Here is a 24126-nt window from a genome sequence, read left to right as displayed (position 1 = left end):
GTTGTTGTATAATGAAGACAAGGGAGGCGTTATCAATGAAAGAAAGTTATAAAAAAATACTTGTTGCAGTAGATGGTTCAACCTCTTCAACAAACGCATTTAATGAAGCGCTAAATGTAGCTGAACGAAATGGTGCAAAGCTTTTTATTCTTACTGTGGTTGATTTTAAATTTTCAATTGGCGATCCGGCATTTATTAATGATGCACTTAAATTTCATCTGAATAATGCTGAGATTGAATTAGAACAATTAGTGGCTAATTCCAAAGTGAGTCAACTGGACTATGAAACAAAAATTGATTCAGGTAATCCAAAACGTAAGATTATTGATTATGCATTAGAAAATCAGGTAGATCTTATAATGTTGGGAGCGACAGGTAGAGGTGCTGTAGAACAGGCGATAGTCGGTTCTACGACGGCATATGTAGTGAACCACGCAAACTGCAATGTTATGGTAGTCAAATCCTAAATCGATATATTTGTACAAAAAAAAGTTTTTGCCTCGTTAGAAGCAAAAACTTTTTTTATTGGGATAGTAGGGCTCGAACCTACACTTACCTGATTCAGAGTCAGGCGCCTTACCAGTTTGGCCATATCCCAATGAGAACAGAAAGAATTATAACGCTAGTTTTTCTATTCTTCAACTAAATTGTCTCGACTATTTTTTTCCAGCCTTTTTTAAAGCTGCCAAGACAATATTGCCATCCGCAAATCCTAAATTGATCTTGATAACTTCGGTGTCAAAAACTAAAGACAATCGAATACCGTTTAGTTTCTTTTTACCACTAATTTCTTTGCATTGATAAAGATTATATTTATATGCTTTTTGCTTACTTAAAACATATAGTGTATTGCCGGAAATGCCATACGCACTCAAACCTTCTTGTTTCTTTAGGCTTTCATATTTATGGAATCCGATAAAAGAAAAGGAAAAACTGTTTTTTGGAAATGCGTGTAGAAAATTACCGAACAACTGTATGCCCTTGTCCTCACCTGTATTGTAATTGATTCCGTATTTTTTGGTAAATTGATAAAGTTCGCTTGCTGTGTTCATAAGGACCTCACTCTTTTTAGTATCTTCAGTATAATTGTTTCTATTAAAAGAAACAATCATTTACCGAGTGAAGCGCCGGGTATTAATAAATTCTGAAACGGCCATCGTGATGAGTAGAAATCCAAATAGTTGGAAGAGAATCATCATGCTGCTAAATGGATTAAATAAAAGGAAAAAACCAGCAATGATCATTAGTGCGCTATAGATGATCTGGCCTGTAACAGGAAAGCCATCGCGTTTAGCAGTCCAGCTTTGCATAAATTGACTAATTGCAAATATCAGGATAATGAAACCTAAAAACATCGGCAAAATACTGATAATTCCTTTGGAGAACCAGAGAACAACAAAAGCGACAATTACTCGCATAATACCACTAGTCGTCTCAAATCCGGTGTTTCCTGTATATTTTTTTGTTCTCAAGCCACGGATAATCTGTAAAATTCCAAAAATTAATAAATAGAAGAAAATGATATAGACAATCCCTCTAAAGACGCTTCTTGGAGAGAATAAGATAGCGATTCCAAGAATGAGATAGCAAGCGCTTCTTAAATATCCATATTTTTTGATTGAATCCATAAAATTTGACATAAAATATCACTCCTTGCTAATAATTTTACCCGATTTAACCTCTTTTTGCTAATGAAGTGAAAAATTCGATTGTAAACCATTCCATACTTCGGTATAATGCGAATAACATTGATCCAAAAGCTAGACGAACAAATGAATGTCGATACTGGAGGGCTTACTTATGAATGAAGAAGAAATTGAACTTGGAAGAAATTATCGTTGCCATCCAATTGGTTTCGAAGAATGCGTAGAAGGTGAAGTTATTTCAAAAATGACGAATTGCGCTGTCGTTCGTATTAACCAATGCGAAGAGGTGGATCAAGAGCAGCGAGATGACAAATCTAACATGGTCGTGGTAAAATATTCTAATTTCATTCCAAGTTAGAAGGCGGTTCTTTTGAATATATTAACATTGTTATTGGGAATTTTTACGGTTGTTTTGTATGTCTTTTTATTGTTGGCACGCAAGGATATCGTTATTCCGGTTTTTAAACGTCGCAAGCAATATCCATTTTATGTTTTCTTAACGCTGTTGATTGTATGGATCGGATTTAGTAGCTGGCAAGATATAAATGGGCGTACACAAACGATTTTAGCTGCATTAGTAATGTTAAGTTTTTTATTGGATAAAAAGGGATTTACAGAAGAAAGTTTAGTTCTTTTTGGGTTGGACAATCGCGGAATTCCGTTAAATGAAATCGAGCGGGTGGTTTTGTTTCAAGAAGATAATGGATTAATCAAACTTAATTATTTTCGTAAACAGCGTCGCGGACCGATTTTAACTTTTGATTATCCATTAACTGAGCTCGTTGTTTTCCTCTCGACGCACCTCAATGAAGGCAGCACATTAGAAATCTTGACTAAGGATGATCAAGACAAAAATGGAAAATAAATAGGCAACGCTGAAATAAATCAGCATTGCCTATTTTTTATTTATTACGAATTAATGGAAAACGCGGAAACGTTCGTCATCAGCCAAAAATTCTTTTTCGTTTGCTTCGCCTTCTTTAGAGCCGAAAACTAATTGTGAACGTAATTGCCAATTAGCTGGAATATTCCATTCTTCAGCAACGGCATCGTCAATCACTGGATTGTAATGTTGCAGGTTTGCGCCAAGACCTGCAGAATTTAGTGCAGTCCAAGTATTTGCTGTTGCAATACCATTTGATTGTTCAGCCCAGTCAGGGAAATTATCAGCATACAAGGCAAATTGTTCTTGCAGATTTTTCACAGTATCTGTTTCTTTAAAGAACATAACAGTTCCGTAAGCATTACGGAAGCTGGCAATTTTAGCTTGTGTGTTAGGAAAAGCTTCTGCTGGAGTTAATGGCTTCAAAGCTTCTTCCACGATATTCCATAATTTTTCATGAGCGTTTCCAAATAGAATTACGGCACGAGGTGATTGTGCATTAAAAGCCGTTGGGCTATTTTTAACAGCATCTTTGATTAATGTTGTGATTTCTTCTTCAGATAATTTAACGTCATGTCCTAATGAGTAAAATGAACGACGATCCTTCAATGATTCTAAAAATTGTGACATAATAATTTCCACCTTTTCTTGTTTTTGTTCTTGTTGACAAAAACTACTTTACCATCTTACTAAAAGTAAGAAAAGAAATATGCTCGCGAAAAAAGTAAATTTTTTTATAGGGGAGTAGATAGCTGCGATGAAACAGGTCACAATATGATAAACTATTATTATGAATGTAAATAGATGGAGGCTCACAAATGAATATGAAAGAGATAGGCAAAACTGTTCTTTGGTTTTTAATACTGGGAGCAATTTTGATTGGATTGCGTCATTTTGTTTTTACTCCTGTAGTCGTTAAAGGGGATTCAATGGATCCGACGCTGATTGATGGTGAGCGTGTCATTGCTTTGAAAAATACGGAGATCAAGCGTTTTGATATTGTGACTTTTCCAGCACCAGATGATCCAGGGAAAAACTATATTAAACGTGTTATTGGTTTACCTGGAGATACCATCGAGTACAAAAATGATGTACTCTACATCAATGGTAAAGAGTACGATGAACCTTACTTAGATGAGTTTAAAGGAAAGCTGGAGGATGATCAGCCGCTGACCTATGACTTCAATTTGAATGATCTATTTGGTTCACAAAAAGTTCCTGAGGGAGAACTGTTTGTTTTAGGTGATAATCGTCGAATTTCAAAAGATAGTCGGATTATTGGAATGATCAAAGAAAAAAATATAATGGCTGATGTAAAATTTGTTTTTTGGCCGTTAGATCGATTTGGCACTGTGGACTAGCAAAACTGCTAGTCTTTTTTTTACTTATTTTGATGCTATCAAAAATTGAGAAATGTGTATGGATTGAATCAAATCGATTTTCGAAGTGTTCATTATTAATTTTTTTCCTTTTAAAACAGCTGCTTAAAGTTGGTATTTCAGATTCGTTCCGATCATGCGAATATTTAAATGAACTGTTATAATATGTAGGTAACATAATTTGAAGAAATGAGGGGAAACGATGCCATTACAATTTTTGTTAGGTGCTGGACAGAATGACGCGAAAGAACGTATGGTTCAGACGGCGCAAGCTTGGTTAGAGCAAGATCCAACGAATCGTGTGTTTTTCTTAGTCCCCAATTACAATAAATTTGAACAAGAAATCAGTCTTTTATCAGCAATGAAACAGAATACTAAAAATGTGGAGTTCAGTACAATTCGTACGCAAGTCTTTAGTTTTCAACGTTTGGCTTGGTTCTTTTTACAACGTGATGGTCAGATACCAGGCAATGTGTTGTCTGAAGCTGGAAATGCGATGATTTTAAGGAAAATTCTCCATGAGCAACGAGAAGAATTAACAATTTTTCGTGGGGAAGTTAATAAAACCGGTTTTATTCAACAATTAGTCAGTTTCTATCAAGAAATGCAAATTGGAAATGTAACAGTTGACGATTTGGATGAGAATGGAAACGATCAAGATCAGGTATTGAAATTACAGGATTTGAAGAGAGTGTTCGTAGCTTACGAAGAGGCTTTATTTACTTACCAAGTGACGAATGATGATCCTTTACTGCTATTACAAGCTTATTTGAGTGAGCAAAATCTTTCCAACACTCTTTTTATCGTTAGTGGCTTCACGCGTTTCAATGCTCGTGAGTTAAGTGTGCTGAATACGTTGATGAGTTGTGGAGAGTTATTTGTGTCGCTAGAGTTAGATCGTCCTTATCCAAACGAAGAACCCAATCCATTGAATTTATTTGCTGATCCTGGGAAAACATATTTTCAGTTGAAGCGCAGCGCGGATGCGCAACAAATTCCTGTTCGTCCAGATCAATTTGCGCGAATGAATCATACTGTTTTCAATCAACTTGGAGAATTTTGGACAAATCAGAAAAAAGTTGATTTATCTCAAACGAACCAACTTGAGTTGACGAAATATGCGACAGTAGCAGAGGAAATCCGAAAGATTGGCGAAGAGATTCGACGTTTAGTCAGGGATGAAAAATACCGCTATAAAGATATTCAAATTTTGATGCGTAATCCGAATGTTTATAATAGCGTTTTGCCTGATTTGTTTCAAAAAATGGACATTCCTTTTTACTTAGATGAAACGCAGGAAATGGCTGCACATCCGTTAATTGAATTCTTACAAGCGTTGTTTTTAATCGACAATTATAACTACCGAATTAACGATGTTTTTCGAATGCTGCGAACAGAACTTTTTGCTCCTTTTGATTGGAACCGAGAGACTTGGTATTTATCACAGCAGCAATATAGAGAAAAGATCGATCAAACAGAAAATGTTTGTTTAGCTTACAACTTTCGTGGGAACGCTTGGACAAAATCAACAGATTGGGAGTTCGTTGATTACGACTTTGAAGCAGACGTCTTTAACGACGCGAAACAACTAGAAGAAACAACAAATGACGTTCGCCGTTCGGTACAGCAATTATTGCCAGCATTCTTCAAGAAAATCAAACAAGCAGAAAATGGACTAAAGGCGGCAACTACTTTCTATCACTTTTTAGAAGAAAGCGGAGTGAAACGTCAATTACTATTTTGGCGTGATCAGGAGGTTGCTAAGGGAAATCTTGACAAGGCTCGTAATCATGAGCAAACATGGCAAGCTTTGCTTGATCTTTTAGACGAATATGTATTGATTTACGGAACAGATGAATTTGATTGGAAAATTTTTCAAGATATCTTTTTGGCTGGGTTAATGAATTTGACTTACGGGAAAATTCCGACAGCGATCGATCAAGTTCGAGTGAATGATTTAGAGCTGGCACGGGTGGATCAAATGAAAATTACTTTTGCAATTGGTCTAAACAACAATGATTTTCCGGCTCGGTTTGATGATAAGGGACTATTGTCGGCGGAAGAGCGATCCGTCTTTAATCAAAATCTACCAGAGGGGAAATTTCTGCCTGAAAGCAACAGCTCCAAAGTGAATCGCGAACCATTCTTAGCTTATTCGGTCTTTCTATCTGCAACTGAAAAGCTGTATTTAAGTGTAGCTACGACGGTAGATGGCGAGAAAAAACTGGAGGTTTCACCTTTCTTAAGACAATTAAGTCAAGGTCTGAATATACCAATCAAAGAAAATCAATCGTTAAGACTAACAAGTGCACCTGAGGATCATTTAGGCTCTATGCGGACACTACTTTCAGATTTGATCGCTTTGAACCGTTACGCACAAGACGAGAATCGAGCGTTCTCACCGGCTTGGCGGGAGCTTCAGAAGTTTATTCAAAATAGTTCATTAGCTTCAATGGCTCAGCGTGTCTTTAAGAGTCTGCAGGATCTTAATGTCCCTCGAGAGCTTTTACCCGAGACAGCAGAACAGTTATATGGAAAAAATCTCTATGTTTCGGTTTCTCGAATCGAGAATTTTTATAATTGTCAGTACAAATATTTCGCAAATTTTGGTCTAGGATTAAAAGAGCGGACCGTTTACGGCTTAACACCGGCTGCTGCTGGAGATTTTTACCATGAAGCGTTAGATCATTTCTTCCGTTTACTAAAGGAACAAGGTCTTCGTTTGGCTGAGTTAAATGAAAGAGAACGGAATCAATTAGCCGATGACGTACTGAAAGAGATTTTTGGTGAATTGAAATTTGCAATTCTTTCGAGTTCGGCACGAATGAATTACATCCGCTATCAGTTGTCGCGAACAATCCAAAAGGTTAGTTGGGGCCTAGTTCAGCAAGGAACACGAACGAAATTTGAACCGCAACAAACGGAAATTATTTTTGGTTCTATTGGAGGACAAAAAGGAATACCCGGTATCAATCTGCCATTATCAAACGGTGGAGAAGTTGCAATTCGTGGGAAAATCGATCGCCTAGATCAGCTTGAAAGCAGTGAGAGTGATTGGCTTAGTGTGATTGATTACAAATCAAGTCCTCACAGTTTTAATGTTGCCGATGCTTACTATGGCATCGCGTTACAATTAATCACTTATTTGGATGTTGCTGTGACTGATTTTAGTCAGGTCAAAGGTAAGGAAATCAAACCAGCAGGAGCTTATTATCTGCATGTCCATAATCCAGTTTTAAAAGATTCTAAAAATATTGAGAAAGATATGCTAAAGGCCTATCAATATGAAGGATTGTTTGCCAAAGAACCTGAGCTTTATGATCAATTAGATCAAAGTTTACAAGAAAAAGAGAGCTCTCTTTTATTTCCAATTAAAAAAGATAAGAATGGACAAACGGTCATCGTATCGCAGTCAAAAGATAAATTTTATGATCTATCTGAGATTGATATTTTGCGTCGGTACAATCGAGAAAAAATTCAAAAGGCCGGAAACCAAATTGTTTCTGGCGAGATAAAATTAAATCCAACTTACAAGGACAACCAACGGATTGCTTGTCAATACTGTCCTTTCCGTAGCGTATGTAAATTTGACGCGATGTTGAAGGAAAATAATTATCATCGTCTAGAAAAACTTTCAAAAGAAGAAGTCTTGAAACGAATGGAGGAAGAACTACATGACAACTAATTTTCCAATCCCTCCAAAAGCTCCAAATGAAATGTACACCGATTCTCAGTGGCAAGCTATTTATGATCAAGGGACCAATCTTTTGGTTTCGGCTTCTGCTGGATCAGGGAAAACAGCAGTTCTAGTGCGGCGTGTGATCGAAAAGATCAAGCGCCAACAGCTTTCAGTTGATCAACTTTTAGTCGTTACCTTTACTGAAGCGGCTGCCAGCGAGATGAAGGAACGTATTCAGTCGGCATTACAAGAGGCGATTAATGAGGAAACCGATCAAAATTTAAAAAATCATTTCACTCGACAATTAACACTATTGCCAATGGCGACCATTTCAACATTGCATTCCTTTTGTTCGAAAGTCATTCAACGTTTTTTCTATTTGATTGACTTGGATCCGAGCTACCGAATGCTGACGGATGACACAGAGACAATTTTGTTAAAAGAGGATGTTTGGGACGAGCTGCGAGAAACCTTCTATGAGGAAAATCAAGAAATCTTTTACCGGTTGACGGAAAATTTTTCAAATGACCGCAGCGATAGCGGTTTAGAGGATCTGATTCTCTCAATGTATGAGTTTGCTCGTGCAAATCCTGAACCTTTCGATTGGTTGGATGGCTTAGTAGAAAATTATCGCGTGGAGAATTTAGTTGATTCCGAGTTATATCGTAAGCTGATTCTTCCACAAATCCTGAATAATTTACAAGAAATCAAACAAACATATCAATGGATGATTGCTGCTAGTCAGGGTACAGAGGAATTACAAAAAATCACGGAGTTAGCTCAAAATGAGCAGCTTCTCACACAGCGAATCGAAGAAGTATTGATTGAAGACGATTTAGATGCTGTTTATACAATTTTTGATCAACTAAAATTCGCAACCTACCCATCGCCACGAAAAAAGGAAATTAAGGAGCTCTATGGTGACGTAATTGTTGAATGTAAGAATTATCGGGATCAAGCAAAGCAAATGCTAACAAAGATTAAGGAAATGTATTTTACTGTTTCACCAGAAGAACAAGTAGAACGATTGCAAGAAGCCTTACCGATCGTGGAGGAGCTCGTTCGGGTCGAAAAACGTTTTATTGAAGAATATTCAGCAAAAAAACGAGAAAAGGGCATGTTAGATTTTAATGATTTAGAACATTTCACTTTGCAAATACTCCGAACGGACGTTAATGGCAGCAAACCCGCAGAGTCCTACTATCGTCGTCGGTTTGCAGAGGTTCTAGTTGATGAATACCAAGATATTAATCAACTACAGGAGACGATCTTGCGCCAACTTAGTACCGAGGAACCAGGCAACCTCTTTATGGTGGGGGATGTTAAACAATCAATTTATGGGTTCCGTTTAGCCGATCCGACATTGTTTATTCAAAAATACCATGATTTTGCTGATGAAGAGGGTGGACGACGGATCATTTTAGCGGAGAACTTCCGTTCACGTAAGGAAGTCTTGGATTTCACGAATTTAGTTTTCAGTCAATTAATGGATCAATCGGTTGGACAAATTGAGTACGACAAACAGGCGGAATTAATCAATGGCTTTACTGCATTTCCTGAAACTGACACCTTCGCACCTGAAATATTAATTTATCAGAAAAATGGTGACGTGCCTGAATGGATTGAAGACAAAGCCATGGGTGAAATTTTTATGACTGCTGCGAAAATTCGCGAGTTGATTGATCATGGTTTTGAAGTATATGACAAAAAAGAAAAAGCAATGAGACCAGCGCGCTACGAAGATATCGTCTTGCTGACACCGACAAAAAATAACAACTTGACAATATTGGAAGTATTTAAACAGTTAGGAATTCCACTTTCGATCAATGACACACAAAATTACTTTCAGTCAACTGAACTGCGGGTAATGATTTCCTTATTACAAATCATTGATAATCCTTATCAGGATATCCCACTTGCTGCGGTTTTACGCTCGCCAATTGTCGGATTGCAGGAAGAAGAGTTGGCTCAAGTTCGATTGGCATTGCCGCAAAAAGAGTATTATCAAGCAGTAAAGTCCTACATTCAAAACAAAGAGGATGCTACTGCCAAGAAATTGTCGGATTTTCATTCACAACTAAATGACTGGCGCGAGTTTGCGCGGCGAGAAGCATTAGCCGATTTATTGGTAAAAATTTATGACGAGACGGCTTATCTAGACTATGTGTTAGGGATGCCGGCTGGACAACAGCGACATGCCAATTTACTAGCTTTGATTGAACGAGCAAAAGATTATGAACGCAGTAGTTTTCGAGGATTGTATCAATTTATTCGTTTTATTGAGAAAATGCAGGAAAAAGACAAAGACTTAGGTGAACCACCAACAGAAGAAGTCCAGGATGCGGTTCGCGTAATGACGATCCATGGGAGTAAGGGGCTAGAATTTCCAATTGTCTTTTTAATGGATATGAGTAAAAGCTTTAATGTACAGGATACTCGGAGAAATTATGTTTTCGATGAGCGATTAGGGCTAGGTGTGAAACTATTGACACCAGATGATCGTATCAGAAAAGACACGTTACTCTTCCAAACAGTTAAACAAAAAAATCTGAATAAATTACTATCTGAGGAAATGCGCAAATTGTATGTTGCTTTGACGCGAGCAGAACAAAAGCTGTATCTTGTAGGTTCATATGAGGATGAAGCCGCTGCCTACAAAACGTGGAGTAAGGCAGCATTGAATGAAAATCTAGTCCTAGATGCAGGACTACGAAATGGTCAGAACGATAGTTTCTTTGATTGGGTGGGGATGACACTATTCAGACATCCAATGATGGACCATTACCAGAAGGAATATGTAGTCAATCAACCCGCGGTACTAAAAAAACATCCCGCAACTTTTAAAATCGATTTTGTTGATCCACAACTCATTGCTGAAGCAGTGCAGGGATATCTTCCAGAAATTAAAACGCTGGAAATACCGCAAGGAGCAATTAATATTCAACCGTTAAAGCAGCGATTATTGTTCAAATACCCGTATCCTGAGGCAACAAAGACAACCAGTTATCAGTCCGTCTCTGAATTAAAGCGATTGTATGATGATCCTGATAATCGGGAAACTTTGGATCTTTCGCCTACCCAGACACAGTATCGTTTTACCGAAACGGAGTTGGGCGAACCCAAGTTTTTAGCTACTAAAAAAGAAATATCTGCTTCAGAAATCGGAACGGCTACTCATTTAGTGATGCAGCTGCTGCCACTAAATGAAACTCTAGGGAAAAAAATGATTGAAGAGCTGATCAACGATCTAGTCGAACGCAAAACTCTGACACAGGAGATCGCTGATAAAATTTCGATCGATAATATTATGCATTTTCTGGATTCTGAGATAGGGCATTTTGTTATTGAAAATGCCGATCATTTACATCGTGAAGAGCCTTTTGCGATGCTGTTGCCAGCAGATCAACTCTTTAATGACTATCAAAATCAAGACGAAATCCTTATTCATGGGATCATTGATGGCTATTTAGAGTTTGATGACAAAATCATTTTATATGATTTGAAAACAGATTATTATACACCTGAAAGAGAAAAACAATTAATTGATCGTTATCGTGGGCAATTGCATCTTTATAAGGATGCCTTGGAGAAGGCTAAACAAAAACCAGTTAAAGCAGCTTATTTAGTCTTTCTACAAGGGAAGAGGACAATAGATTTGTTAAAAACTTTTTAGGGATAGGCAAGATGTACTTATAAAAGGTAAGTGATGTGCTATACTCTCTCTATCGAGGTGAGAATTATGGAACAAGTAGAAGTAATGGACTTTTCACTCTGTCCGAAATTTGAGAAAGGCTTTCAAATTTTAGGCAAAAAATGGAACGGTTTGATTATTGATGTATTGTTAGAAGGCGGGCCTCAAAGATTTGTCGATATTGCTGCGATGATTCCAGATGTCAGTGACCGAGTGCTAACGGAACGATTAAAAGAGCTTGAATCAGAAGGCATTGTTGGACGCGTGATTGCTTGTGGAAGTCAAAAGCGCATGGATTATTGTCTAACAAAAAAAGGCGAAGCTTTGAAAAATGTAATGAATGAAATTCATCAATGGGGCGACACTTGGATTACAGATGAAGAATGTAGTTGATAAATCTTCAAATTTCTTGTAGTATTGGATTAGTCAATTGAATAGTTTAAAAAGCGTTGATAGAAAAGAGTAGTCTTTTTACGTCTTAAAGGGAGTGTCTGTCACTGACTGGAAGCAGACTAAGAAAGAAAAAGATGAAGTTCACTTCTGGAGCTTGTCGAAAGACCGGCATAGCCGTTAAAGAGTGAAGAGCGTCAATTCAATTGGCGAATTAGGATGGTATCGCGAGACCTCGTTCCTTTGTTGGAATGAGGTCTTTTTTTGTTTATTAATATTAATCATCGGATACAAGTGAGTTGTTCTCACTTTAGCAATAGGGAAAGGAAGAAAACAATGAGTTTACAAGAACAATTAGAAGAATTGAAAAGTCAGACGTTAGCTAAAATCAAATCGGCAAAAGAGCTTGCTGCTGTAGAGACAATTCGTGTAGAAACGCTAGGAAAGAAAGGACCGATCACTGAGGTATTACGTGGAATGCGTGATCTTTCAGCAGAGGAACGTCCAAAAGTTGGTGCGTTTGCCAATGAAATCCGTGACATGCTGACAAGTGCAGTGGAAAAACGAAAGAGTGAGCTAACAGAGCTTGCTTTAGAAAAAAAGCTGTCAGAAGAAGCTTTAGATGTTACTTTACCAGGAAAGCAAGTTCCTCATGGTTCGCGTCACGTGCTGACTCAAATTATGGAGGAGATCGAAGATACATTTATTGGTATGGGTTATCAAGTAATTGAAGGAACTGAGGTTGAATCGGATCATTATAATTTTGAACGAATGAACTTGCCAAAGGATCATCCGGCACGTGATATGCAAGACACATTCTATATTTCTGATGATCTATTATTGCGTACCCATACTTCTCCAGTCCAAGCTCGTACGATGGAAAAGCATGACTTTTCTAAAGGTGCATTACGAATGATCTCTCCAGGAAAAGTATTCCGCCGAGATACCGATGACGCCACTCACAGCCATCAATTCCATCAAATTGAAGGACTAGTCGTTGATAAGGGTATCACCATGGGAGACTTGAAGGGAACCCTCGAGGTATTATTAAAGGAATTATTTGGCGCTGATCGTAACATTCGTTTACGCCCAAGTTATTTTCCGTTTACTGAACCATCCGTTGAAGTTGATGTGAGCTGCTTCAAGTGTGGCGGTAAAGGCTGTAATGTCTGCAAACATACAGGCTGGATTGAGATTCTCGGAGCCGGTATGGTTCATCCAGATGTATTGGAAATGTCTGGAATTGATTCAAAAGAGTATTCAGGTTTTGCTTTTGGTTTAGGGCCAGACCGAATCGCAATGCTGCGTTACGGTGTCAATGATATTCGAAATTTTTATTCAAACGATGTTCGTTTCTTGGAACAATTCAAGGGGGAGTAAGTAGCAATGTTAGTTTCATATAAATGGTTAAATGAATACGTCGATGTAAAAGATGTTGCACCGAAGGATTTGGCGGATCGTCTTTCATTAACAGGAATTGAAGTAGAAGGTCTGGAATCACCAGAAGACGGACTAAAAAAAATCGTGGTCGGTGATGTAAAAGAATGTATACCTCACCCAGATTCTGATCATCTTTCAATTTGCCAAGTCGATGTTGGTGAAGAAGAATTATCACAAATTGTGTGCGGTGCACCAAACATCAAGGCTGGTGTAAAAGTGATCGTCGCCTTACCAGGTTCTCGAATCGCTGGCAATGTAAAAATCAAAAAAGGCAAAATGCGTGGTCAAGTTTCTAACGGAATGATTTGTTCATTACAGGAACTTGGCTATAGCGACTCGGTGATTCCGAAAGAATATTCTGAAGGAATTTACTACTTGCCGCAAGATGCCATTGCTGGTGAGCCGGTTTTTCCGTATCTGGAAATGGACGATACAATTATCGATTTATCAATCACACCCAACCGGGCAGATGCTTTAAGTATTCGTGGGGTTGCTCATGAAGTTGCGGCAATCTATAACAAGAAAGTAAATTTCCCACCAGTGGAATTAAAAGAGTCTGAGGAAAAGGCTAGCGATAAAATTAGTGTTTCTGTAACGGATGAAAAGGATGCCCCTCATTATGAAATTCGGATCATTGAAGATGTGAAGATTGGACCAAGCCCACAATGGCTGCAAAATCGTTTAATGAATGAAGGAATTCGCCCAATTAGCAATGTCGTCGATGTAACGAATTACATCTTGCTATTGTTTGGACAACCGCTACATGCTTTTGACTACGATAAATTAGGCAGCAAAGAAATCCTCGTTCGTCGTGCGAAAGACAACGAACATTTCACAACATTAGACAGTGTTGAACGGATATTGAATCCGGAAAACATTGTTATTACTAATGGGGATATTCCAGTTGCTTTAGCAGGAGTAATGGGTGGATTAGATTCAGAAATCTCTGATGAAACAACTACAGTCGCGCTAGAAATGGCGATGTTCGATCATACTCTCGTTCGTCGCACATCACAAAGCTATAACTTACGCAGCGAATCTTCTATGCGTTTCGAAAAAGGCATCAACCAAGGTGAAATTAGCTTAGCAGGCGAAGTTGCAGCGGCAATGATCGCGGAATTAGCTGGCGGCAAGGTTTTACAGGGTTCCGTTAAGGGGAGTGAAGTTCATCCGAAGAATGTAGAAGTGAGTACAGCTTTGGAAAACGTGAATCGTTTCTTAGGAACGAAGTTAACGCAAGATCAGATCAATGCCATTTTTGAGGCACTTGGTTTCGAATCAAAGGTTAGCGAAGATGTTACAACAGTCAGCGTACCTCCACGACGTTGGGATATTCGAATCGAAGCAGACTTAATGGAAGAGATCGCCCGCATTTACGGTTACAATAACTTACCATCTACCTTGCCAGAAGGGCAGACAGTTGCTGGATTCTTAACTGATGCACAAAAATCGGTTAGAAAAGTTCGGAATCTTTTAGAAGGTGCGGGGTTATCAGAAGCTATCAGTTATGCTTTAACAACAGAGGAAAAGGCGCAACAGTTCCTACTAAATGAAAGCAAAGTGACTCGTGTGGCTTGGCCCATGAGTGAAGAACGATCAACGATGCGCTTGAATTTAATCAGCGGTTTGCTTGAAGATTTATCTTATAATGTCGCACGTAAAAATAACGATGTAGCCTTTTATGAGATTGGTCATGTTTTCTATCAAAATAACGATCCGAAAAAAGACTTGCCAATTGAACAAAATCATGTGGCACTTGCTGTAACAGGGAATGTTGTCGATAAGTCTTGGTCTGGTAAAGCAGAAGCTTGCGATTATTTTGCAATTAAAGGAATGGTTGAAGAGCTAGTCGAAGGATTGGGTCTAGCCGAAGAAATCTCTTACCAAGCTTTGCAAATGCCTGAGATGCATCCTGGTCAAACAGCAGGAATCTATTTAGGGGAAGAATTGATTGGTTTTGTGGGTCAAGTTCATCCTAAAATGGCTGCAAGCTATGAGCTGAAGTCGGCTTTTGTGGCAGAGTTGAATTTGGAAGCAATGCTTACCCAAGAAAAATCGCCACTTATATTTGAAGCTGTATCAAAATATCCTGCCGTCAGTCGTGATATTGCAATGCTAGTAGAGGAAACAAGTACGAATGCAGAGATTGCAGAAATAATTCGTACATCTGCTGGCAAGTTCTTAACAAAATTACAAGTTTTCGATGTCTATCAAGGTGAAAATATCGAGGCTGGTAAAAAATCAATGGCTTATAATCTAACTTTCGTAAATCCTGAAGCAACATTGACGGATGAAGAAATCAATCGCATGATGAGTAAAGTAATTAAAAATTTAGAAGAAAAAATCCAAGCAGTTATTCGCTAATAAGTGAATTCTGCTTAGCAAACACCCCTCAAAATGTACTTTTTGAGGGGTGTTTTAGCTATTTGAACGGATTTTTTAAGCCGATTTCATTTCACTTGTAGTAACAACATCAATACCGGTACCTAATAAGTTTTTAATAGCGATATCGCCAATTTTGACTGGTGCCTTTAGTTGAACACTATTTATTTCTTTCATAGCCTCCAGAACTAATTTTTTAGGGATACCGTCCGCTGTTTTCACAGAACAAAGGTGCGCATCGCCGCCTTTTACGAGAACAGTGGAGGTCACGACACGAATAGGATTCGTCGCTTCGGCTTTGCCGTATTTTACGCCTTTGTTACAGCTATGTCCGCTAACTTGGTAATCACTCGCTTCATCAACAGTTAAGTGGCAGCCTTTTGGACACATGATGCAAATAAAGTTTTTCATCCTTTTGACACCTCCTCCACACAAATTTCCAAATCACCGTTTTGGACTTTATCTAAAACCTTTTTAGATAATTTTATTTTTTCCATCTCACCAGGAACGATGTAGCTTTTCTTTTGCTTCGCCAAGATTTCTCCTTGTGATTTAATCAGAATCTGACTGTCATCAAATACTTTGTTTACTCGGAAGAAAACTTCGACTTTACGATCCACATTTTCATCTCGAATTTGTTGAGGAACAACATAAGTGACGTGATCGCCATTTTTGACAGATAGGCATTTTGTTAGATTCTTTTCTTGGTCTAAAATATAAGCCGCTGCTGCTGAGCCAGCTCTGATACTTTCTGCAGTGACAAAGTCAACTAAATCATGAACATGAACCACATTGCCGCAAGCAAAAATACCGGGAACAGAAGTTTCCATATTTTCATAAACGAAAGGCCCGTTGGTTTTGTTATCTAAGTTTAGATTGGCATCACGACTTAGTTCGTTTTCAGGAATTAACCCAACCGATAATAAAATCGTGTCACAATCAAAGGTTTGCTCTGTTCCAGAAATTGGCTGTCGTTTTTCATCCACTTCCGAAACAACAACTTGTTCAACACGGTTCTTACCGCGAATTTCAGTGATCGTATGAGAAAGATATAAGGGGATATCATAATCATCCAAACACTGAACGATATTTCTAGTTAATCCGCCAGAATAAGGCATTACCTCGACGCAAGCTAAAACTTCAGCTCCTTCTAGCGTCATTCGGCGTGCCATTATTAAGCCAATATCACCTGAACCTAAAATAATTACCTTTTTTCCAACAAGGTATCCTTCCATATTGACATATCGTTGGGCAGATCCGGCAGTATAAACACCAGCAGGTCGGCTCCCAGCAATACCAATAGCCCCACGTGTTCGTTCCCGGCAGCCCATTGCAAAGATCAAAGCTTTAGTGTTTAAGATTTGATAGCCATTTTCCTTATTTACAATATGAACTTCCTTTTCTTCTGTTACTTCCAAAACCATCGTATCTAATAAAACCTTTATATTCGTTCCTTGAACTTTTTCGATGAAGCGTGCTGCATATTCAGGACCAGTGAGCTCTTCCTTAAAATAGTGGAGACCAAAACCATTATGGATACATTGATTCAAAATACCACCCAGTCGTTGATCTCGTTCAATAATCAAAATATCTTTGACACCATTTTCGTAAGCCGCGACTGCCGCTGCTAATCCCGCAGGGCCACCTCCAATTACGATCAAGTCATGCATATCAGTGTCCTCCTTTCGTTGCTTCGACTAAGATATAGCTGCCTTCACGGTCTTGCAGGATATCCAAAGGTGATTTGTTCAGTTCGTCAGCTAAAATCTCGACGACTCTAGGGCCACAAAAACCTCCTTGGCATCGTCCCATTCCAGCATTGCATCTCCGCTTGATTCCATCTACAGAGACAGGAGAGATAGGCGACTGTGCTGCCGCTCTGATTTCGCCTTCTGTAACAGTTTCACAACGACAAACAACTCTACCGTAATTATTGTTTCTTGAGATAACAGCATTCTTTTCAGCAGAATCCAGTTCTTGAAAAACTATTTTTTCACGAGAATCAATAAAGGTATTCTTCAGAGTAAATTTTTCATTAACAGATTTTTCCAACATTTCAATTCCGTACAGTGCAATTGCTGGCGCAGAGGTGAGACCAGGGGATTTGACTCCAGCCAAATCGATAAAGCCAAAGTCAGCTTCCTGTAAAACAAAATCTCCAGTAGAATTATTCGCTCGAACGCCGGAAAAATTTCGAATGGATTGCCGTAAATTGAGATCAGGAACCGATTTTCTAGCTAATTCTGCAACAGACCTTAAACCTGCCGACGTATTTCCAGTATCTCTTCCAGTATCCAAATCATTGTGTGAGACGGCCTCTGAGTTAGGGCCGACGACTAAATTTCCATGAACCGTTGGGCTAATCAATACACCTTTTCCGACGCTAGATGGACATTGGAAAATTACATGATTAACCACTGCACCTTCTGATTTATCCAACAGGTAATATTCACCACGTTTTGGTGTAATTTCAAAATTCGGTTCAGCAATCAGGTTATGAATATCATCCGAGTGAACACCAGCAGCGTTAAAAACATATTTTGTTTGATAAGTCGATTTGGTGGTGGTAATTTCATAGCCATCATCAAGCTTCTTGATGTCTGTTACGCGATTATTCAATGCAATCTCTACATCATTTTTAACAGCAGTTTCGGCTAAAGCAAGACAAAATTCCCACGGATTTACAATTGCTGCAGTGGGAGCATAAAGGGCACCCAGACTCTCATGTGATAAATTCGGTTCTTTTTTATGAAGTTCCTCCTGATTTAATAGCTCAAGGTCTTTTACGCCATTTTTTACGCCACGATCATAGAGTGTTTTGATAAGTGCGAGTTCCTCCTCCGAAAAGGCGACTACAAGAGAACCAATTTGGTCATAATGCACAGAAAGTTTTTGACAGAGTTCTTTTGCTCGTTCAGCACCTTCAACATTTAGTCTTGCCATCAGTGAACCTGGTTCTGGGTCGAAGCCAGCGTGCATGATTGCACTATTAGCCCTAGTGGCACCTAGACTAACGTCATTTTCAGCCTCCAAAATTAAATTTTTTAGTTGATACTTACTCAATTCATAGGCAGTAGCGGCACCCACAATACCACATCCAATTACAATTACGTCGTACATAATAGATTTCCCTCCCAATAATAGAGTCAATAGTTCCCGTTGTAACTCCTCCAATGCGCATGAAAAAAGAGTATAGGGAACAAACGCCAATGTTTGTTGACGTTTGCCGCTATACTCTTTTTATCTCTAGCAGTTATTAACTTATCTGTATTATAACACCTTTAGAAAAGATCAACAATCGTTAAATTGACCAAATTGTACTTGCTGTTGTTGATACCGCAAGGCTTCCTGCACCTAGAGCACCCATAATATCTTCTTTGTCCCGAATCAAGCCACCAACAATCAATGGTTTTTTCGAATGATGAACGAGCTGTTTAATGATTTTTGGCGAGACGCTGGGAAGAACTTCTACTAAATCTGCCTCAGTATATTTCAATTGACGTTCGACATTCTCTAAAGCAGAAGAGTCTAGTAGAAAGAAACGCTGGATAGCTAATAATTGATGCTTTTTTGCATGGCGAATGATTGCTGGTTTCGTTGAAATAATTCCATCAAATGAAGTAGCCTTTTTTATATAATCAATGGCTTTTTCATCTGAAGACAATCCCTTGACCAAATCAGCATGAAGAATTGCCGCTTTTCCACTTGCCTTGATTTTTTGGGATAGTTCTGCTAACTCCATTAGGTGTGATTGCAAAATAAAAATAACCTCAGCTTCAGAATTCAACGCGGCTTCAAGCTCATGTTCGTTTTTTGCGGCTGCTATTACTGGTGATAGTTCTAATTTTTTATAGAGTTCATGAGTGTTCATATATCGTAGCTCCTTATGCTTTCTCCGTTTTCATTTTACCATGAGAAAAAAAGAAGAGGTAGCTTTCTTTATTTAGCCTATAATAAAAAGCCCTCGAATTGAGAGCTTTTGAACCATTTGCTCAGATAAGATAGCAAATTTTTAATAGGATCTTTCTAATAATTGCGTAGCAACGTTTCTTAGAATCTCTTTACTTCTGACATCGGGTAGTTCATTTATTTCCGCTAATGCCTTTTTTGTAAGTTTCTCAGCAAAATCAAGTGTGCCAGCTATTCCTCCGAAGCGATCTACATAATGGGCCAACTGTATCAAATCATTGCGTGATAATGTTTCAGGGTGTTCTAAGAAAGGTCGAATAATACTAGGTTGACTATCTCGAGCAATTAATAAAGGTAAAGTAAAGATACCCTGTTGTACGTCAGTTAAGATGGGTTTTTGGTTATTTCCTAATACCAAAGAAAAATTTAAAATATCATCATAAACTTGGAAGGCTAGGCCAATAGCTGATCCTATCCGTTTCGCTCGAGCTTGTAAGTTCGTATCTGCACCACCGAAATACGCGCCTTCATGACAACTAAGGCGAATAAGTTCAGCCGTTTTCCCGTTGATATTCCGCAAATAATCGTTGACTGTTTGATCGGGATTAAATGTACAAGTCATCTGTGTCAATTCGCCCCGAAGAACTTTTTTCATTGCTTGAGCGTTTTTCAATAGGAAGGGTGTCTGACTCATACACTCAGCGAGCAATTCAAAATAGCTAGTATACATAAAATCTCCGGTGTAAACAGCTACATTTTTCCCAAAGCGTGTTTGTATCGAGGGCATTCCTCGACGGGTAGGAGAGTCATCGATAATGTCGTCATGGACAAGTGTAGCGGAATGCAGCAATTCAAGTGAAGCTGCTACTTTTATTAGTTGTTCGTAGTCTTTTTTTTCTCCAAAATCAGCGAAAAGAAAGAAGAGTGCCGGACGAATCATTTTTCCTCCTGTAGAAGAAAATTTTGTGATGGCCTCTTCAATCGATTTATTATTAATAACAAGTCTTTGTGAGATCAATTTCTTAACTTGAATTAGATTTTCCTGTATTTTAGGATATTCATTCCAATAATCTAACATGGGTACTCCTTCTTACAACGTTTTCATTAACATTTTAACGCATGCAGCTCTTTATGACTACTAGAATGCTTAATGAATGTTTAGTGAGAATCAACACATGATAGACAAGCAAATCCTTTGAACAAAAAGTATAAAAATAGCATAATGAATACGAAAAAGAAATTTAAGAAAGTTGGGTGAGATGAATTTAACCGTTTTCTTGGAGCTCGTGGAATTTAAAGCGAAAACCTCGAGTGTCCTGCCTTTTTTTATTGGGATATGTTTTAGCCTGTATAATTTTCACAAACTTCATTTAGGTCTAGTCCTGTTGTATTTTATTGCGATGTTCATTTTTAATATGGCTGTCGATATTCTGGATAATTACAATGACTATCACCATGCGACGGAAATTCACGACTATCGAGAAAAAACCAATATCATTGGGAGAGAGAACTTAGATTTGACGTTTGTTTTCCGAATGATGATTGGAATGATCATTGTTTCGGCACTGATTGGGATCGGTTTGTCTCTCTTAGTCGGATGGCCTTTTCTATTGATGGGGTTATTTTGCTATGGCGTTGGGATCTTTTATTCGTCTGGACCCAAACCGTTATCTAGTCTGCCGTTAGGAGAGGTCTTTTCAGGACTAACAATGGGGTTTATGATTACGCTTTTGTGTGTTTATCTGAATACGTATGAAGTATTTCAGTGGAGCTTCACTAATTTAGGTGAAATTTTTCTGATTTCATTTCCAAATACGTTATGGATTGCAAATTTGATGTTGGCGAATAATATCTGTGACTTAGAAGAAGACGAAAAGAACAATCGCTTTACTTTGGTTCATTATTTAGGAAAGCCACGAGCACTTTATCTATTTGTAGGGATGAACATTATCGCTTTCCTAGCCATTTTATTTTCGGTGTTTATTGGAACTGCCCCTTGGTCAATGCTGGGCACTTTTCTAGCGGCACCGTTCATCATCAAACAGGTTCAATTATTTCTTACCAAGCAAGTTAAACGTGAAACGTTTATTTGCGCAGTTAGAATCTTAGCAGTAGGGGCTGTCACACAGGTGATCAGCTTTGCATTGACGTTTTTATTTTAAGGGATGTCAGTTCAACTTTGCAGTTCTTCTTGCTTTAGCGAGATTAGAAGGATCGTCTGTTTTTTTATGTAAAAAAATTTGAACTTATTAGGACAATAGTTGAATGATTTACGGCATTCAAACCGGACTAATTTTCCTTGAAAAATTAGTCCATTAAAAACGAAGTAGGAGGAAACAAAAATGAAAGAAATCGTCATATTAGGCGCGGGTTACGCGGGATTGCGGGCTTTGCACGTATTACAAAAATCTGGGGCAGATATTCATATTTCCTTAGTTGATCGGAATGATTATCACTATGAGTCAACAAGTCTTCATGAAGTGGCAGCTGGTACACAGCCAGATGAAAAAATTTGTTACAACATAAAAGACGTGATTAATCCCAATAAAACGACGTTTATTCAAGATACAGTAGAAAAAATTGATGCTGATCAAAAGAAGGTCTATTTAGAAAATCAAACACTAAATTACGATTATTTGATTGTAGCTTTAGGGTTTCAATCTGAATCATTCGGCATTCCTGGTGTAAAAGAAAATTCTCTAGAAATGGTTGATGTAAAAACAGCTGATCAAGTTCACAAGCACATCCTTGAACAAATGAAGAAATATAAAGAAACAAAAAACGAAGAATATTTACGAATTGTTGTTTGTGGAGCGGGCTTCACGGGGATCGAATTGATTGGAGCACTAGTTGAGGGAAGCAAAGCTTTCGCAGATATTGCTGGTGTTAAGCCAAGTGATATCCAAATTTATTGTGTGGAAGCCGTTGATAAAATTTTACCAATGTTTAGTGATAAATTAGGACAGTACTGTTTGAAATATCTAGATAAATGGGATGTCAAATTGTTAACTGGTAAACCTATCAAGAAAGTTGAGCCAGGCGCAGTTATTTATCAAAACTCAAAAGAGGATGAAAATGATCTTGTCGCACTTAAAGCGAAAACGATCATTTGGACGACCGGTGTCAGTGGAAGTCATGTAGTAGGCGATTCAGGTTTTGAAGAACGCCGGGGTCGTGTCATGGTAAAACCCAATTTAACTGATCCAAATCATGATGATGTTTATTTACTAGGTGATGTATCTGCGGTTATGGATCCTTCAAGTAACAGACCATACCCAACAACTGCACAAATTGCTTTAAAAATGGGATCATACGCTGGTAAGGATATTTTGAATCAATTAAAAGGGCAACCAAGCAAACCATTCTCATTCAAATCATTAGGTTCTGTCGCATCTATCGGGAACACACATGCTTTCGGTGTTGTGGGCAGTACAGAAGTAACAGCTTATCCGGCATCATTTATTAAAAAGGCGATTATGGATCGCTCACTATTTGAAACGGGCGGTGTTAAAGAAGTCATGGCAAAAGGTCGCTTCGATTTCTATCATTAAACCGAACGATCATTAGTAGATGGAAAAAAGCACTCGAAAAAATTCGAGTGCTTTTTGTGTTAACCAAAATAATTGATTCCCATTGCTTGTTTTACTTCAGCTAAAGTATCAGCGGCAACTGCTCGTGCTTTTTCGCTGCCTTCTTTTAACATTTGCATGATCGCATCTGGGTCTTTAGCATATTCTTCTCGACGTGCACGAATCGGCCCAAATTCAGCTTCTAAGACATCTATTAAATAACGTTTGATTTTGACGTCACCAAGTCCACCGCGACGATAGTGCTCTTTAAGTTCAGCAATTTTTTCTTTGTCTTTGCCAAAAACATCTAAGTAAGTGAAAACCATATTGCCTTCAACTTGACCCGGATCTTCCACGTGAATGTGATTTGGATCGGTATACATACTCATAACTTTTTTTGCTAGAACATCAGCAGAATCAGCTAAGTAAATACCGTTGCCTAATGATTTACTCATTTTTCCATTTCCGTCAATACCGGGTAAACGACCCTGACCTTTTTCTGGAAAAACACCTTTTGGTTCGACAAGTACGTCACCATAAGTATGATTGAAGCTTTGAACAATTTCTTGTGTTTGTTCAAGCATTGGTTTTTGATCTTCGCCTACCGGAACAAGGTTTGCTTTAAACGCTGTAATATCTGAAGCTTGAGACACAGGGTAAATAAAGAAACCAGTCGGAACACTTTCTCCGAATTTTTTTTGTTCAATTTCAGATTTTACTGTCGGATTGCGCCGAACGCGACCGACACTCACTAAGTTCAAATAGTACATCGTTAGTTCTGCTAATTCTGGAATTTGTGATTGAATAAAAAGAGTAGAGCGCTTAGGATCCAAACCTACAGCCATATAATCAAGCGCGACCTGTAACACATTAGAAGAAACTTTTTCAGGATTCTTAGCATTATCAGTCAAAGCTTGCATATCGGCTATCATAATAAACAGCTTGTTCTCAGGATCATCTTGCATTAGTACGCGATTTTTTAACGAACCAACATAGTGGCCCAAATGTAATTGTCCAGTTGGACGATCTCCAGTCAAAATGGTATTTTTCATTAACTCACCTTTTCGTAAAAATTCTTTCAATGTCTCTTCAAATACTACCTTTTTTTTTCAAACATGACAACTCATATTGCTATTTTTTATCACAAATGACACCTTC

General features: G+C 38.2%; 20 protein-coding genes, 1 tRNA gene and 1 other annotated feature. Of the genes, 11 read left to right on the top strand and 10 right to left on the bottom strand.

Going from position 1 to position 24126, the window contains the following annotated elements; genetic code table 11:
* The first annotated feature begins 35 nt into the window (after nucleotides 1–35).
* Nucleotides 36–467 carry a universal stress protein gene (locus tag KQI58_RS06355; protein ID WP_216407489.1) on the top strand — a complete coding sequence of 144 codons (432 nt, stop codon included), beginning with the start codon at nucleotides 36–38 and terminating at the stop codon, nucleotides 465–467.
* Nucleotides 468–525: 58 nt separating this feature from the next.
* Here KQI58_RS06355 and KQI58_RS06350 read toward each other — a convergent pair.
* The 3 genes from KQI58_RS06350 to KQI58_RS06340 form a co-directional block, all read right to left on the bottom strand.
* Nucleotides 526–598: transfer RNA gene (locus tag KQI58_RS06350), tRNA-Gln, on the bottom strand.
* Nucleotides 599–656: 58 nt separating this feature from the next.
* A complete protein-coding gene (locus KQI58_RS06345) occupies nucleotides 657–1052 on the bottom strand; it encodes a hypothetical protein (RefSeq protein WP_216407487.1) in 396 nt (131 codons plus the stop codon).
* A gap of 60 nt (nucleotides 1053–1112) precedes the next feature.
* Entirely contained in the window at nucleotides 1113–1640 is a 528-nt protein-coding gene (locus KQI58_RS06340; protein WP_216407486.1) for an HdeD family acid-resistance protein, read from the bottom strand.
* A 160-nt stretch (nucleotides 1641–1800) separates the two neighbouring features.
* Between KQI58_RS06340 and KQI58_RS06335 the strand changes: the two genes are divergently transcribed.
* Entirely contained in the window at nucleotides 1801–2004 is a 204-nt protein-coding gene (locus KQI58_RS06335; protein ID WP_016180129.1) for a hypothetical protein, read from the top strand.
* A 12-nt stretch (nucleotides 2005–2016) separates the two neighbouring features.
* The gene (locus KQI58_RS06330) at nucleotides 2017–2511 is read left to right on the top strand and encodes a hypothetical protein (protein ID WP_216407484.1); all 495 of its coding nucleotides are present in this window, start codon (nucleotides 2017–2019) and stop codon (nucleotides 2509–2511) included.
* Between the two features lie 51 nt (nucleotides 2512–2562).
* On the opposite strand, the gene KQI58_RS06325 is transcribed toward KQI58_RS06330, so the two are convergent.
* Complete coding sequence (locus KQI58_RS06325; protein ID WP_016180131.1) at nucleotides 2563–3159, bottom strand: nitroreductase family protein; 597 nt, start codon at nucleotides 3157–3159, stop codon at nucleotides 2563–2565.
* Nucleotides 3160–3347: 188 nt separating this feature from the next.
* Between KQI58_RS06325 and lepB the strand changes: the two genes are divergently transcribed.
* The 6 genes from lepB to pheT all read left to right on the top strand — a co-directional run bounded on the left by lepB (nucleotide 3348) and on the right by pheT (nucleotide 15472).
* On the top strand, nucleotides 3348–3890 hold the full coding sequence (gene lepB / locus KQI58_RS06320) for a signal peptidase I (protein ID WP_216407481.1): 543 nt from the start codon (nucleotides 3348–3350) through the stop codon (nucleotides 3888–3890).
* Nucleotides 3891–4110: 220 nt separating this feature from the next.
* Nucleotides 4111–7593: a PD-(D/E)XK nuclease family protein gene (locus KQI58_RS06315; RefSeq protein WP_216407479.1), complete on the top strand. Its 3483-nt coding sequence runs from the start codon at nucleotides 4111–4113 to the stop codon at nucleotides 7591–7593.
* Nucleotides 7583–11260, top strand: coding sequence for a helicase-exonuclease AddAB subunit AddA (gene addA, locus KQI58_RS06310; RefSeq protein WP_216407478.1), 3678 nt, complete (start codon nucleotides 7583–7585; stop codon nucleotides 11258–11260). Before KQI58_RS06315 ends, addA begins: the two co-directional genes overlap by 11 nt.
* Nucleotides 11261–11326: 66 nt before the next feature.
* Nucleotides 11327–11671: a winged helix-turn-helix transcriptional regulator gene (locus KQI58_RS06305; protein ID WP_216407476.1), complete on the top strand. Its 345-nt coding sequence runs from the start codon at nucleotides 11327–11329 to the stop codon at nucleotides 11669–11671.
* 47 nt (nucleotides 11672–11718) lie between these two features.
* Nucleotides 11719–11914 (top strand) — a binding site (T-box leader).
* Between the two features lie 90 nt (nucleotides 11915–12004).
* Entirely contained in the window at nucleotides 12005–13048 is a 1044-nt protein-coding gene (gene pheS / locus KQI58_RS06300) for a phenylalanine--tRNA ligase subunit alpha (protein ID WP_216407474.1), read from the top strand.
* A 6-nt stretch (nucleotides 13049–13054) separates the two neighbouring features.
* Nucleotides 13055–15472, top strand: a complete 2418-nt coding sequence (pheT, locus tag KQI58_RS06295; protein ID WP_216407473.1) for a phenylalanine--tRNA ligase subunit beta — start codon at nucleotides 13055–13057, stop codon at nucleotides 15470–15472.
* A gap of 75 nt (nucleotides 15473–15547) precedes the next feature.
* Here pheT and KQI58_RS06290 read toward each other — a convergent pair whose 3' ends face one another.
* The 5 genes from KQI58_RS06290 to KQI58_RS06270 form a co-directional block, all read right to left on the bottom strand.
* Complete coding sequence (locus tag KQI58_RS06290; RefSeq protein WP_216407471.1) at nucleotides 15548–15901, bottom strand: DUF1667 domain-containing protein; 354 nt, start codon at nucleotides 15899–15901, stop codon at nucleotides 15548–15550.
* Nucleotides 15898–17160: an NAD(P)/FAD-dependent oxidoreductase gene (locus KQI58_RS06285; protein ID WP_216407469.1), complete on the bottom strand. Its 1263-nt coding sequence runs from the start codon at nucleotides 17158–17160 to the stop codon at nucleotides 15898–15900. Before KQI58_RS06285 ends, KQI58_RS06290 begins: the two co-directional genes overlap by 4 nt.
* A gap of 1 nt (nucleotide 17161) precedes the next feature.
* On the bottom strand, nucleotides 17162–18610 hold the full coding sequence (locus tag KQI58_RS06280; RefSeq protein ID WP_216407467.1) for an NAD(P)/FAD-dependent oxidoreductase: 1449 nt from the start codon (nucleotides 18608–18610) through the stop codon (nucleotides 17162–17164).
* 181 nt (nucleotides 18611–18791) lie between these two features.
* Nucleotides 18792–19361, bottom strand: a complete 570-nt coding sequence (locus tag KQI58_RS06275; RefSeq protein ID WP_216407465.1) for a glycerol-3-phosphate responsive antiterminator — start codon at nucleotides 19359–19361, stop codon at nucleotides 18792–18794.
* Nucleotides 19362–19502: 141 nt separating this feature from the next.
* Nucleotides 19503–20477 (bottom strand): polyprenyl synthetase family protein, encoded by a 975-nt coding sequence (locus tag KQI58_RS06270; RefSeq protein ID WP_216407463.1) that lies wholly within the window; start codon nucleotides 20475–20477, stop codon nucleotides 19503–19505.
* Nucleotides 20478–20658: 181 nt separating this feature from the next.
* Between KQI58_RS06270 and KQI58_RS06265 the strand changes: the two genes are divergently transcribed.
* A complete protein-coding gene (locus KQI58_RS06265; RefSeq protein ID WP_216407461.1) occupies nucleotides 20659–21561 on the top strand; it encodes a prenyltransferase in 903 nt (300 codons plus the stop codon).
* 180 nt (nucleotides 21562–21741) lie between these two features.
* On the top strand, nucleotides 21742–22950 hold the full coding sequence (locus KQI58_RS06260; RefSeq protein WP_216407460.1) for an NAD(P)/FAD-dependent oxidoreductase: 1209 nt from the start codon (nucleotides 21742–21744) through the stop codon (nucleotides 22948–22950).
* A gap of 59 nt (nucleotides 22951–23009) precedes the next feature.
* Here KQI58_RS06260 and trpS read toward each other — a convergent pair whose 3' ends face one another.
* Nucleotides 23010–24020 (bottom strand): tryptophan--tRNA ligase, encoded by a 1011-nt coding sequence (gene trpS / locus KQI58_RS06255; RefSeq protein ID WP_216407458.1) that lies wholly within the window; start codon nucleotides 24018–24020, stop codon nucleotides 23010–23012.
* Nucleotides 24021–24126: the final 106 nt, after the last annotated feature.

This window comes from Enterococcus raffinosus (assembly GCF_018917525.1).
Taxonomy (GTDB): Bacteria; Bacillota; Bacilli; order Lactobacillales; family Enterococcaceae; genus Enterococcus_A; species Enterococcus_A raffinosus_A.
Note: the sequence above shows the minus strand (reverse complement) of the source record. Positions and strands in the feature narration are given on the sequence as shown.